This window comes from Actinoallomurus sp. NPDC050550 (assembly GCF_040655075.1).
GTDB lineage: Bacteria > Actinomycetota > Actinomycetes > Streptosporangiales > Streptosporangiaceae > Actinoallomurus.
In genome coordinates this window covers 95,401-107,621 of sequence record NZ_JBFAJC010000029.1, presented here as the reverse complement: position 1 = coordinate 107,621, position 12,221 = coordinate 95,401, and the positions used below count along the sequence as shown (strand labels likewise).

Genomic DNA, 12,221 nt, shown 5'->3' with positions numbered 1-12,221 from the left:
GGCAGGTACAGATGAGCGTCAACACCCAGGACATGGAGATCGTCCACCGCGTGCTCCGCCGTGAGTCACGGCTGCTGGTGGAGCTCGTCGCGGCCGTCGCCCCGGGTGACACCGCTCGCGCCAAGGTGATCGCCGACCACTTCCGCGACTACCGGTTGGGCCTGCACAACCATCACGAGGGCGAGGACGAGCTGCTGTGGCCGCCGCTCCTGTCCCGGGTGGACCTGGAGGCCGACATCGTCCTGCGCATGGAGGCCCAACACGAACGCATCGCGGCCACCCTGACCAGGCTGGACGCCGCGGTCCCCGCCTGGGAGGCCACCGCGGGCGCCGACGAACGCGACACCCTCGTGGCCGCCCTGTCCGAGCACCGCGCGGTCCTGCTGGAACACCTCGACGACGAAGAGGCCACCCTCCTCCCGCTCGCGGCCGAGCACATCACCGAACAGGAGTGGGCCTCCCTGGGCGACCACCTGGTGAACAACACCCCCAAGCTCACCCTGCTCACGCTCTTCGGCGCCGTCCTGGAAGACGCGAACCCGGCCGAGCGCGCCATCGTCCTGCGCGGCCTCCCCACTCCGGTCCGCGTCATCTGGCACGTCATCGGCCGCCCCCGCTACGCCCGCCACATCCGCCGCGTCCGCGGCTGAACCCTGTCCCGCCCCAGTCTGAACGTTTTAAGGAGAAGAACCATGTCACTAAAAAAGATCAACACCGTCCTGGCCGCCGCCTTCATCCTCTTCATCCTCTGGTTCGGGGTGGAGTTCATCCTGAGCCCGGAGACGACGGCGCCGGGCTTCGGCCTGCCGAACTGGCCCTCCGGCGACGGCGGCGGCTTCCTGATCATCAAGGGCATCCGCGACGTCGTCTTGGCCCTGGTCCTGGGCATCCTGCTGGTGACGGGCCACCGCCGGGCCCTGGGCTGGGTCCTGCTGACGGAGGCCCTCGCCGCGTACGGCGACATGACCACCGTGCTGGCCCACCACGGCTCCGTCGCCACCGCGCTCGGCGTCCACGGCCTGACCGCGACGCTGATGGTGGTCAACGGCCTGCTGATGATGCGCGAAACCAGCAAGGCCCGCAAGTCCCACGAGGCCGTCGCCCCAGCGCTCGCCGCGCAGCCCGCCTGACGTCTGCACGCCCCGAAAGGGTGTATTCCTTCGCATTTTTTGAGAAGTCGAAAAAGGAGACGATGATGACGATCAACGATCTGCGCGATGTCCTCAAAGGGCGCGTGCTCCTGGCCGATGACGACGGCTTTGAACAGGCGACCACCGCGTGGAATCTGACCGTCAGGCAGCCCGTGGCGGCCGTGGCGGAGGCCGCGGATGCCGATGACGTGGCGGCGCTCGTGCGTTACGCGCGGCGGGCGGGTATGACGGTGACCGCGCAGCCGAGCGGGCATGGCGCCTCGGGTGATGTGGAAGGCCTGATCCTGTTGCGTACCGGCCTGCTGAACGAGGTGGAGGTACGCGCGGAGGAGCGCGTGGTCCGGGTGGGCGCGGGCGTGAAGTGGGGGCAGCTGCTGGCGGCGGCCGGACCGCTGGGTCTGACCGGCCTGTCCGGCAGCGCGCCGGGGGTCAGCGTGACCGGCTACACCCTGGGCGGTGGGGTCGGCTGGTTCAGTCGCAAGTACGGCTTCGCCTCCGACAGCGTGCGGGCCATCGACATCGTGGACGCCGATGGCGAGCCGGGCCGGGTGACCGCCGAGTCCGATCCCGAGCTGTTCTGGGCGCTGCGCGGCGGTGGCGGGGACTTCGCGATGGTGACCGCCCTCGAACTCGAGCTGTATCCCGCGCCCACCATGTACGGCGGGCGCGTCATCTGGCCGGAGCACCGGACCAGAGAGGTGTACGACGCGTTCCTGGAGATCACCGCCGAGGCGCCGCGTGAACTCAGTGTCTGGATCAACCGGCTCCAGCCACCCGGCGCGCCGCCGATGGTGACGCTGGATCTGGCCTACCTGGGTGAGGCGGCTCAGGGGGAGGACCTGCTGGCGCGCATCGACAAGATCGAGGGCGCGATCTCCGACAGCCGCGGCGTCGTCCCGGTTGCCGACCTGGGTGACATCGCCGCCGAGCCCACCGACCCGGCCCCATCCATCGCTCGTGCGGAGCTGCTCACCGGCTTGGACGCGGACGCGGTGGAGCTCCTGCTGGCCAAGCCGGTCGAACCGCTCATCAACGTGCAGATCAGGCACCTGGGTGGGGCGCTCGCCGAGCCGGGCGGCGGGGCCGGTGCGAGCGGCGCGGTGGTTGAGCCGTACCTGCTCAGCCTGCTGGGTCTCGGCCTGCCGCACGCGGCCGATGCGACGCGCGCCAAGCAGGCCGAGGTCGTGGCCGACCTGGAGACCTACATCAGCGGCCGCAAGCCGTACACCGTGCTGTCCCCCGGTGACACGGCGGCGAAGTCCTTCTCCGGCAGCGCGCTCGCGCGGCTGCGGGAGATCAAGCGGGCCCGTGACCCGCACAACGTGTTCCGCGCGAACTACCCGGTGCTCGGATAGATCGGTTCCCAGCAGGTCACGGCCCCTCCGCCCACCGGGGCGGCGGGGCCGCACCGAACCCGCGTTACGACTTCGCCCGGCCGGAGATCATCCGCGACGGCGCGCCCTGCGCCCGCTGCGCACACCCGCCACCGGCCGCGTCCGCTCCGGTTTCCTCTAGTCCCGAGCCGCTTCGCCGCCGGCGCTGGGGGAGCCGGGGTCCTCGGGTTTCGGCTCGTCCGTCGATGCGGTCCCGCCGTCGATGGTGCGCCGATCGCGTGCGGGCAGTTCTTCGCGCGCGGCCCGGGCCTGCAGCTCGGCTTGGGCCGCGCGCTCGCGCTGGGCGGCGGCGTCGGCCCGGGCGGCGTCGCGGTCATCGCGCAGTGCCTCGCTCCCGGCCGCCAGGCGATGGACCTCGGCGCGGGCGCGTTCGGCCTCCCGCCGTAGCTCTTCGACCTGCAGCGTGAGGGCCTGGCCGTCCCGCTCGGCGCGGTCGGCGAGCGCGGCCATCGCCGCAGCCTTCTGCTGGGCTTCGGCGGCCTGGCGTTCGGCTGTCTCGGCGCGCTGCCGGGCGGCCCGTGTGTCGCTCTGGGCGGCCTGGGTGGCGATCTGCGCCGCGGTCAGCTCGGCGTGGCACTGGGCCAGGCGGGTGGTGAGCTGCTCGCGGGCCTGTCGTTCCTCCTCCAGGTCGTCGGTGGCCGCCTCCAGGCGCACGGCCAGGGACTGTTCGGCCTGGCGGGCCAGCGCGGCCGCGCGTTCAGCGTTCACAGCGGCCTGCCGGTGGGCGGCGATCGTCTCGGCCGCCTGCTGTTTTGTCTGCGCGGCCTCCGTACGCGCCAGGGCGGCCGCCTGTTCCGCGTCGGCACGTGCTGCCCGGTCCTGGTCACTACGGGCCTCCGCCTGGGCGGCCCGTTCTTCGGCCTGATCGGCGCGGCGGCACGCGGCCTCGGCCTCCTGGCGGGCGGCCTCCACCTCGGCTTTGGCCTCGGCGACCTGCGCGGTGGTGACGCCGGTGATGGCCGCGAACCCCTCGATGGCCTTGGCCAGGACCGCCTGGGTCTCGGCCATCGCCGGGACGGCCTCCTCGGCCACCGCCGCCACGAGCCGCAACGGATCGCTGAGCGCCTCGGCGAGGCGGGCGTCGCGCATGGCCTGGGCGCGCTCCTTGCAATCCTTGGGCGGCGGGCAGTACAGGCGGCGCCGGCCGCCCTTGTAGCGGCCGTCGGGGCGGCGAACCGGCTCGGGCAGCGGCGACCGGCACACCTGGCATCGCCCGTGCGGGGCCGCCTCCTCCGGTTCCCGGCTCGCCGCGTCGGCGTCCTGCGGCCGAACGCCCGAACCGAACGGGGGAGCGGGGGAGGATCCGACGGTGCCATCGCGGTCCGGCGTGGACTCTCCGGCGCTGCTGGAGACGTCAGTCATGAGGCAACGCTAGCAGACATTCGTTTCGCGATACTCGAAACTTGTTTCGTGTTAGCCGTAACTAAATACGACGACGCTCACTAAGAGGATGAGAATAACTGTTATCAACCAGTCGCTCAGTCCCGTCCCCTTGGGAGCTCCGTCCGGGTGTCCTAGTGGCTGGTCAACCCGGCCAAGGACGCCTCTGCGTCGTCGGTGAAGACCGCGATCGAGAAGCTGACAGCTCAGAGAGGTTCGCCGAGGCTTCCCTCGTACGTGAGGGCATCTCTTTCAGGGGCGGAAAGGCCGACCCAGAGCCGGTCGAGGACCTCGCGCAGGAGCGGGCCGATCTCGACGGGCGGATTGGCGCTGAGCCAATGATCCATGGCGACCGTGGTGGCCGCGCCGGTCGCGGCGGCGACCAGGTTCGGATAGACATCACGCATCAGGTCGGTGCCGGTGCGCTCGGCGATCGCCTTCGCGAGCTCGTGCTGGATGAGCATCCCCGCCCGGAGGAACGCGCCCTGGACATCCGGCTCTGTGAGCATGAGCCGGATGTCGTCGGCCCACTCCCGGCTGCGCGGGTATCCGTCGTTTGCGTCGGGCTCCGATGAGAACCGTGCCTGCACGGCGTCGACGACGGCCTCGGACAGGGGCTCGTCGGCCGGGCGGGCGCGCAGGTCGTCCGCGACGCGCAGCATGCGGTCGAGGTACTGGGCGACGAACGCCTCGGCCTTGCTGGAGAAGTAATTGCGGAAGGTGCGGACGGAGACGTTCGCCTCGGCGGCGATGTCCTCAACCGTCACGTTGTCCCACCCGCGCTCGAGGCTCAGGCGTATCGTCGCCCGGCTCAGCGCGGCGCGGGTCTCGTGCTTCTTGCGCTCCCGCAGCCCCATGCGAACTCCCTCATTCGACCCTCCACTCGGGTCTGTGCAATGAACCCCGAAGTAGCTCTGCGTAATGTCGTTACTGTGCGTCTCTGAGGTTCGTCGAGCGGCCGGACGGCGTCTCGGGTTTGATGCCGTCCAGGGCGCTGCGGAGCGCGGTGGCGAAGGCTTCTGCCTCGAAGATGAAGCCCAGGTGGTTCCCGGGAAACTCGATGTAGGGGCATCCGAGGCGTTCGGCTTGGATCCTTGCTGTGCGTGCGTAGTATGCGTCGGCGCTGTCGCGCCCGGCGGCGGTGACCATGGGGACCTCATTGCGGCGGATGGTGTCGAGGTCGGGGTTGTACCTGCTGATCGCAACGTATTCACGAGCCATGAAGAACTCGGCGTTGGGTGGCATCTCGCCCGCGGCGACACGAGCTTGTTGCGGGGTCGTGTCGAAGCCGACGAGTTCGGTGGCGAAGACCTTGAAGGCCTCCGCAGCGCCGTGGGAGGTGAATGCGGCGTGCACACGCTCGATGAAGGCCAGCCAGGTGTCGGCGTGGGGAAGCAGCGGCGTGGTCGGTCCCTCATGGGCGACTAGGCCGCGGATGACGGCGGGGTGGTCGGTGGCGAGTTGGAGCGCGATGTTGGCGCCGCCGCTGTTGCCGAAGACGTAGGCGTCGTCGTGGCCCATCGCGTGGATCACCGCGGCCGCGTCGCGTGCCTGTTGTGCCATGTCCAGGTCGATGGTGGTGTCGCCGGTGCTTCGGGAGTTGCCTCGCCGGTCGTAGCTGACGACCGTGTAGTCCTCGGCGAGGATCGCGGAGATCGGCGCGTAGCGTGCCGCTTCGCCACCGCCACCGGAGATCAACAGCAGGAGCGGGCCGTTCACACCGCCGGCCGTCATGGCGATCGGCCCGGCGATCTCCGCCTACTCGCCACGCTGTCCGGACCGGAACAGCGAGGCACCAGAACGGTCTACCGCTCGACGTTGCGAGCGCTGGCTGCCGAACTGTCACCCGCCTACCCGGTTGGCGACCTGGACACCGAGGCCGGCGTCGAGCGTCTCACCGACTGGTTCACCGCGCGGTGGGCGGACCGGGCGCCGGCGACCTGGAACCGCAACCTCGACGCCGTACGCGCGGCCGTCCGCTACTGGATCGGCCAAGGCTGGATCACCGCTGACCCGACCCGGCGGCTCCGCCGCCGCGGCCGCGCCCCCGACCGTACCCGCGCCCTGACCCGCGGCGACGTCGCCGACTTCCTGGCCCGCGAGGACCTCGAGCTGCGGATCAAAGTCTTGGCCCGGATGCTGTACGAGACCGCAGCCCGGGCGTCTGAAGTCCTCGCCCTCGACATCGAGAACCTGGACCTTCGCAACCGGCGTGCGAAGGTCCGCCGCAAGGGCAACGCCGTCGACGTCATCGTCTGGCAGACCGGCACTGTCCGCCTGCTGCTCCGCCTCATCGGCGGCCGCGCCAAGGGGCCGCTCTTATAAACCGAGAACGCTGCCCCTGCGCCACCCAGCGCAGGGGCAGCGCGCGAGGAAGCGATATCCCGAGCGGTGGAAACTCCACCGACCCCGGTGCACCGGGGTCGATGGCGCCGTCGCGCTGCCGGTGTTCCCGTCGGCGTGAGCCGATGATGTGCTGGTCGATCAGATGGTCGGCGGCGAGCGTTTGCCCCTGGGCGGCACTGGCCTGACCTGGGCGCGGCCGCTACTTCGCCCCTGGGCCTAGCTCTTGGAGTTTCCAGGCCGTCTCAGCTTGGGATGCGGCCGTAAGCGCGCAGTACCCGTAGGGCGTGCAGCGTCACGACGCCGCGCCAGGCCAGGACCGAGGCGTGGCCCGGCGGCTCCCATGCGAGGGGCCAACCGCCGTCGTCGTGCTGGGTGGCGGCCAGGTCGTCCAGGTGGGCCGCGATGGATTCGTCCGAGAACAGTTCGCGACGCGGGCTGTCCGGGGAAGGGGCGAAGTCGAGCGGGGAGAGTCCGTAGTCCGGGCCGGGCATCTCCTTGAAGAGCGGGAGTTCGGTGATCCGGCTTCGCAGGTCGTGGTAGGCCTTGGCCGCCCAGTCGTGGTCGGTGTCCGTCTCGAGGAACGGCAGGACGCAAAGGGCGCTGTGCGCGTCGCCGACCGAGCCGGGGGTGTTGATCGCCGTGCGGCAGAAGGTCGCGGCCCGGTCCAGCCAGTGATGCTCGATCCCCAACGCGCGTGCGACGCCTACGATCTTGGCCGTCGGGTTGAGCCCTGGAGCGAAGACTCCATCGCCCCAGTGTTCGGCGCGGGGGTGCGCCGCGACCGAGGGAAAGACGATCGACAGCCCGCCATCCGGGCTCGAGACGCCGGCCAGGTAGGGCATCGTGGCGCGGACGGCATCGGCCGCCCGCGTCCGGGTCGCTGGGTTCGACGTCGTGCGGGCGATGTCGCCGAGGATGTCGAAGGCGGAATCGACGGCGAGCGGCTGGCTCTCGGGAGCGAGCGCGTCCGGCTCGAGTCCATGACCGAATCCGCCGTCGCCGTTGCGGTACGCCTCGAGTCCGGCGATCGCGGCGGGTGCCGCGGTTTCCTCGCCGTCTAGATAGAACTCCGCAAGCCGTCGCTCGACGATCCGGGCGTTGGTGCGGATGAAGGTCCGAGCGGCCTCGATGTTCACTGCCATGCCGCCGAGCCTAGGAGCGGTCCCTACGAGCCGTCTTGAACAGATCGGCCACGCAGCAGGGCGCGGGCGCTCATCCCGGTGAGGTTCCTGACCTCGCGTGACATGTGCGCCTGGTCGGCGTAGCCGGCGCCGGACGCGATGTCCGCGAGACCGGCCAGGGGACGCTCGCGGGCGAGGTGCCGGACGCGTTGCAGCCGGACGATGCGCAGGAACGTCGCCGGTCCGTAGCCCACCTCGCTGGTGAAGCGGCGCCGCAGTTGCCGTTGTGACAGACCGACCGCATCGTGCAGATCCGCGACGCGCGGCCGATCCGCGGTCAGGCGTCGCACGGCACCGTCGATCTGCCGGTCCGGGCCCTGTGCCGTCCGAGTCAACCGATCCCTGACCAGGTCGAGCAGCCGTTGCGGGTCGTCGATCAGCCACTCGGAGGTTCGTCGCCCGGCCGCGCCCCACAGGTCTTCGAGATCGACACGGAGATCGCGCAGCTCGTCCGCCGGCACGCCGAGGATCCTGCGCGCCCGCCCGGTGCGGAACCGAATGCCGTGGACGACCAGACCTTCTGGCGAGTCGTTGGCGGCCGCCACCGTGTCCGGCCCGGCGACGCGCACGCGGCCGTTTCCCACCACGAGATCGAGATGCCCGTCGGGAAGAATCGGCGCGGTGCCCCCAAAGGACGACCACCACACGCACCGCACATCCGCGGCGAACTCCGCCGGAGGCGCCCACTCGGCGTAGCTCGTCGTACGGGCTCTCCGTGCCGCTTCCACGTGATCGGGCTCCCGTCCTGAGGGTGCGTCAGGTCGCTCGCGGTCCGGACCTCGCGGGCCGCGAACCGGTCCCCGCCTACCCTAGGACGGACGCCGGCCATGCAGAGCGGGTCGCGGAGGTCGGTGGGTACGGGCAGCCGGGAGACCTTCACGACGTCGTAGTCCCAGTGCTGGGTCCATTCGGGGCGGCTCACGGCGGGTCCCTGTCTGATCACGGCGGGAGGTCGCGCCAGCGTTCGGCCGACGCCAGACCGTCCAGGCTGATCCGCTCCAGGAACGCCCCGCCCCTGGCCAGGCGGCGTCCCACGGGGGTGTCGAGCCCGAGCGTCCGCCCCGCCGCCTTCGCGACCTCCGCCGCCTCGAGCGTCTGCCGCGAGCTGATCACCGTCGAGTGGTACCAGGCGTCGTCGTCGACCACGTAGATGTCGCGACGCCGCCGCGGATCACGTTCGCGCCTGATCAGCCCCTGCCGGGTCAGGTAGCCCACTGCCATGGAGATCGAGGCGGGACTGACTTTCAGCCCGCGTGACAGCTCGGCCGCAGTGAGCCTGCCGTCCTCGCTCAGCCACAGGCCGATGAGCACGCGCGCCATCATTTTCGGCAGGCCCATCCCGATCGCCATCTCGACGGCTCCCTCTTCCACCTCGAAGACCTTGCGGTCCTGGGGTTCGGCCTCGGGCGAACGTGCCGGCGTGCCGCGCCGCGCCCGCCGCGCTGTCGCCTGGTGCGCCCGCTCGGGGCGGTAGTCGCTGGGGCCGCCGTTGCGGCCGACCTCACGGCTGATCGTCGAGGTCGGCCGGTCCAGCCGCCTGGCGATCTCGGCGTAGGAGCGGCCGTCGGCGAGGCCGGTCGCGATGCGCCGACGGTCCTGCAGGGTCAACCTTCCTTCTGACATGACACCACTATTGCGTTCGGCGCCACACAATGCAACGTTTTATTGCATTCAGCTTCAGTGTCAACGCACCAGTTTATTGGCTTTGACATGCACTTATGTACATCAATTGATTGACAGAATTTCTGAACGCAACGTAGCTTTCAATTGTGACGAACACGTACTATCGCGACGAGCCGGTCACTCCGTCTCTCGACCGCGCACCCGCCTGCCCCTTCGATCCCGCCCCTTCGCTCACCGCCCTGCGCGCAGAGCAGCCAATCGCCCGTTTGGCCGCGCCCGAGGGCGCCCCCGGCGTCTGGATGATCACCGGATACGACCTGGTCCGCCAGATCCTCGCCGACCCGCGGTTCAGCTCCCGCTACGAAACCCACTACCACCCCCTGGCGGGCGGGCACCTGCCGCCCGCCCCTGTCGGCGACCTGACCGGCATGGACGCACCCCAGCACACCCGCTTCCGCAAGCTGCTGGCGGGCAAGTTCACCGTCCGCAGGATGAACCTGCTCACCGAGAGGGTCACCGAGATCACCCGTGAGCGGCTCGACGCGATGGAGCGGCAGGGACCGCCCGCCGACCTCGTCGAGGTCTTCACGCAGCCGGTTCCAGCGCTGATGATCTGTGAGCTGCTCGGCGTGCCGTACGAGGACCGCGACCAGTTCCAGAGCTCCACCCGGGCCCTGCCGGACGCCGGCACCGCTGAGGCGCAGTATGCCGCCTTCGTCGAGCTCGGCACGTACCTGCGAGAGCTCGCGCTCGCCAAGCGGGCCAAGCCGACCGACGACCTGCTCAGCGACCTGGCCACCGGCGGCGACCTGACCGACGAGGAGCTCGGCGGCGTGGCCGCGTTCATGCTCGGCGCCGGGATCGACACCACCGCCAACATGCTCGCGCTCGGCACCTTCGCCCTGCTGCGCAACCCGGCCCAGCTCACCGCCCTGCGCGGCGACCCCGACCTGGCCGTCGGTGCCGTGGAGGAGCTGCTGCGTTACCTGTCCGTCGCCGCCACCGGTATGCGCGGCGTGCTGGAGGACGTGGAGCTCGGCGGCAGGCAGCTCAAGGCGGGCGACACGGTCGTCATCGCGATCAACGCCGCCAACAGGGACCCGGCCAGGTTCTCCGACCCCGACGTGCTCGATCTGCGCCGCTCGGCGGCCGGGCATCTGGCCTTCGGCCACGGCGTCCATCAGTGCCTCGGTCAGCAGCTCGCCCGCATCGAGATGCGTGTCGCGTTTCCCGCGCTGCTCATCCGCTTCCCGACGCTGCGGCTCGCCGTACCGGCTGAAGACCTGTCGCTGCGCACCGACCCCTCGCAGGTCTACGGCGTGCACAGCCTGCCCGTCACCTGGGATCGGGGGTGAACGCGATGCGAACCTTCGTCTCGGTGACGGGGCTGCGTAAGTCCTACGGCGCCCACCGCGTCTTGGACGGCATCGACCTCACCATCCCGCAGGGCACCGTCTTCTCGCTGCTCGGCCCGAACGGCGCGGGCAAGACCACCACAGTGCAGATCCTGTCCACCCTGATCAAGGCCGACGCGGGCGAGATCTGGGTCGCCGGGCACGACCTGGCCAAGGAACCCGACAAGGTGCGTGCCGCGATCGGCGTCACCGGCCAGTTCTCCGCGGTCGACAGCCTCCTCACCGGCGAGGAGAACCTGCGACTCATGGCCGACCTGCTCCACCTCGGCCGCGCCAAGGGCCGTAGGCGCGTCCGCGAACTGCTGGAGCGCTTCGACCTCACCGACGCCGCGCGCAAGCGCGCGGTCACCTACTCGGGCGGCATGCGCCGGCGGCTCGACCTCGCCATGACCCTGGTCGGAACGCCCAGGCTCATCTTCCTCGACGAACCGACCGCAGGCCTGGACCCGCGCAGCCGCCGCACCATGTGGCAGATCGTCCGGGACCTCGTCCAGCAGGACGGCGTGACCATCTTCCTGACCACCCAATACCTGGAGGAGGCCGACGAACTCGCCGACCGCATCGCTCTGCTCAGCCAGGGCCGGCTGGTGGCCGAAGGCACCCCTGAGGAGCTCAAGCGCATGGTGCCCGGCGGCCACATCGTCGTGCGCTTCGCCGACCCCGACGGGTACCGCAGGGCGGCCGGCCGCGTCGACGCCACCTCCAGCAACGACGCGGCGCTCACCGTCCAGATCCCCGACTCCGGCGGAGTCAGGACGCTGAGGAAGCTCCTGGAGTGGCTGGACACGCATGCCATCGACGTCGCCGAGCTGTCGGTGCACACTCCCGACCTGGACGACGTCTTCCTCACCCTGACCCAGGAGCCCTCGGCCAAGGAGCCCTCCCGATGAGAGCGATCACCGACTCGGCGACGATGCTGCGGCGCCAGGTCAAACACATCTGGCGCTACCCCACGCTGATCCTCACGTTCGCGTCCGTGCCCGTGGTGTTCCTGCTGCTGTTCGTCTACGTCTTCGGCGGCACCATGGGCGCGGGCATCGGCGCCGACCGCGCCGCCTACGCTGGTTACCTCACCCCCGGCATCATGATCACGACGATCGTCGGGGCCGCGCAGGGGACCGCGATCTCGGTGGCGACCGACATGACCGAGGGCATCATCGCCAGGTTCAAGACCATGGCCATCGCCCGCGTCTCGGTGCTCACCGGGCACGTACTCGGGTCGATGGTGCAGACGTTCCTCGCGATTGCCATGGTGACCGTGGTGGCGTTGCTGATCGGGGCCCGCTCGCCCGCCTCGGTCCTGGACTGGCTCGGCGTGGTCGGTGTGCTGGCCATGTTCACCTTCGCGATCACCTGGCTGTCGGTCGCGCTCGCCATGGTCACCAAGAACGTGGCCACGGCCAGCAACCTGCCGATGCCGCTGATGCTGCTGCCGTTCCTGGGCAGCGGCTTCGTTCCGACCGAGTCGATGCCGGCTGGTTTGCGCTGGTTCGCCGAGCACCAGCCGGCCACCCCTGTCATCGAGACGCTGCGCGCGCTGCTGGCCGGGCGTCCGGCCGGGTCCAGCTTCCTGGAGGCGGCCGTGTGGAGCGCGGGCATCGCCCTGGTCAGTTATCTGTGGGCACGCAGGCTCTACAACCGATGAGGTTCACTGGCCCTCCGGGTGCGGGGCGGCATCGCCAGTAGGTCCGGCTCGCGTCGCACGTACCGCTTCGACAGCCTCGCGTCGCT

13 protein-coding genes are annotated in these 12,221 nt (G+C 70.3%); 7 read left to right on the top strand and 6 right to left on the bottom strand.

Annotated elements, in window-relative coordinates; translation table 11 throughout:
* Positions 1 to 11 precede the first annotated feature (11 nt).
* The 3 genes from AB0I04_RS33285 (at position 12) to AB0I04_RS33275 (ending at position 2,506) form a co-directional block, all read left to right on the top strand.
* On the top strand, positions 12 to 650 hold the full coding sequence (locus AB0I04_RS33285; RefSeq protein ID WP_360893518.1) for a hemerythrin domain-containing protein: 639 nt from the start codon (positions 12 to 14) through the stop codon (positions 648 to 650).
* Positions 651 to 692: 42 nt separating this feature from the next.
* Positions 693 to 1,130 carry a DUF4267 domain-containing protein gene (locus AB0I04_RS33280; protein WP_360893515.1) on the top strand — a complete coding sequence of 146 codons (438 nt, stop codon included), beginning with the start codon at positions 693 to 695 and terminating at the stop codon, positions 1,128 to 1,130.
* 65 nt (positions 1,131 to 1,195) lie between these two features.
* The gene (locus AB0I04_RS33275; protein WP_360893512.1) at positions 1,196 to 2,506 is read left to right on the top strand and encodes an FAD-binding protein; all 1,311 of its coding nucleotides are present in this window, start codon (positions 1,196 to 1,198) and stop codon (positions 2,504 to 2,506) included.
* Between the two features lie 156 nt (positions 2,507 to 2,662).
* On the opposite strand, the gene AB0I04_RS33270 is transcribed toward AB0I04_RS33275, so the two are convergent.
* The 3 genes from AB0I04_RS33270 to AB0I04_RS33260 all read right to left on the bottom strand — a co-directional run bounded on the left by AB0I04_RS33270 (position 2,663) and on the right by AB0I04_RS33260 (position 5,644).
* A complete protein-coding gene (locus tag AB0I04_RS33270; protein WP_360893509.1) occupies positions 2,663 to 3,907 on the bottom strand; it encodes a hypothetical protein in 1,245 nt (414 codons plus the stop codon).
* 224 nt (positions 3,908 to 4,131) lie between these two features.
* Entirely contained in the window at positions 4,132 to 4,782 is a 651-nt protein-coding gene (locus AB0I04_RS33265) for a TetR/AcrR family transcriptional regulator (protein ID WP_360893506.1), read from the bottom strand.
* A 70-nt stretch (positions 4,783 to 4,852) separates the two neighbouring features.
* Positions 4,853 to 5,644 (bottom strand): alpha/beta hydrolase, encoded by a 792-nt coding sequence (locus AB0I04_RS33260; protein WP_360893504.1) that lies wholly within the window; start codon positions 5,642 to 5,644, stop codon positions 4,853 to 4,855.
* 99 nt (positions 5,645 to 5,743) lie between these two features.
* Between AB0I04_RS33260 and AB0I04_RS33255 the strand changes: the two genes are divergently transcribed.
* Positions 5,744 to 6,250 carry a tyrosine-type recombinase/integrase gene (locus AB0I04_RS33255; protein ID WP_360893501.1) on the top strand — a complete coding sequence of 169 codons (507 nt, stop codon included), beginning with the start codon at positions 5,744 to 5,746 and terminating at the stop codon, positions 6,248 to 6,250.
* Positions 6,251 to 6,513: 263 nt separating this feature from the next.
* Here the strand turns inward: AB0I04_RS33255 and AB0I04_RS33250 are convergent, their stop codons facing one another.
* The 3 genes from AB0I04_RS33250 to AB0I04_RS33240 all read right to left on the bottom strand — a co-directional run bounded on the left by AB0I04_RS33250 (position 6,514) and on the right by AB0I04_RS33240 (position 9,075).
* The gene (locus AB0I04_RS33250; protein ID WP_360893498.1) at positions 6,514 to 7,413 is read right to left on the bottom strand and encodes a hypothetical protein; all 900 of its coding nucleotides are present in this window, start codon (positions 7,411 to 7,413) and stop codon (positions 6,514 to 6,516) included.
* Between the two features lie 23 nt (positions 7,414 to 7,436).
* Entirely contained in the window at positions 7,437 to 8,180 is a 744-nt protein-coding gene (locus AB0I04_RS33245; RefSeq protein WP_360893495.1) for a helix-turn-helix transcriptional regulator, read from the bottom strand.
* A 211-nt stretch (positions 8,181 to 8,391) separates the two neighbouring features.
* Positions 8,392 to 9,075 carry a helix-turn-helix domain-containing protein gene (locus AB0I04_RS33240; RefSeq protein WP_360893492.1) on the bottom strand — a complete coding sequence of 228 codons (684 nt, stop codon included), beginning with the start codon at positions 9,073 to 9,075 and terminating at the stop codon, positions 8,392 to 8,394.
* A gap of 146 nt (positions 9,076 to 9,221) precedes the next feature.
* On the opposite strand from AB0I04_RS33240, the gene AB0I04_RS33235 reads away from it, so the two are divergent.
* Genes AB0I04_RS33235 through AB0I04_RS33225 form a run of 3 tightly spaced genes read left to right on the top strand, consistent with a single transcriptional unit; the run spans position 9,222 to position 12,135 of the window.
* Entirely contained in the window at positions 9,222 to 10,430 is a 1,209-nt protein-coding gene (locus tag AB0I04_RS33235) for a cytochrome P450 (RefSeq protein ID WP_360893489.1), read from the top strand.
* A 5-nt stretch (positions 10,431 to 10,435) separates the two neighbouring features.
* Positions 10,436 to 11,380, top strand: coding sequence for an ATP-binding cassette domain-containing protein (locus AB0I04_RS33230; protein WP_360893486.1), 945 nt, complete (start codon positions 10,436 to 10,438; stop codon positions 11,378 to 11,380).
* Positions 11,377 to 12,135, top strand: coding sequence for an ABC transporter permease (locus AB0I04_RS33225; RefSeq protein WP_360893483.1), 759 nt, complete (start codon positions 11,377 to 11,379; stop codon positions 12,133 to 12,135). The genes AB0I04_RS33230 and AB0I04_RS33225 overlap by 4 nt, the downstream gene beginning before the upstream one ends.
* Positions 12,136 to 12,221 lie beyond the last annotated feature (86 nt).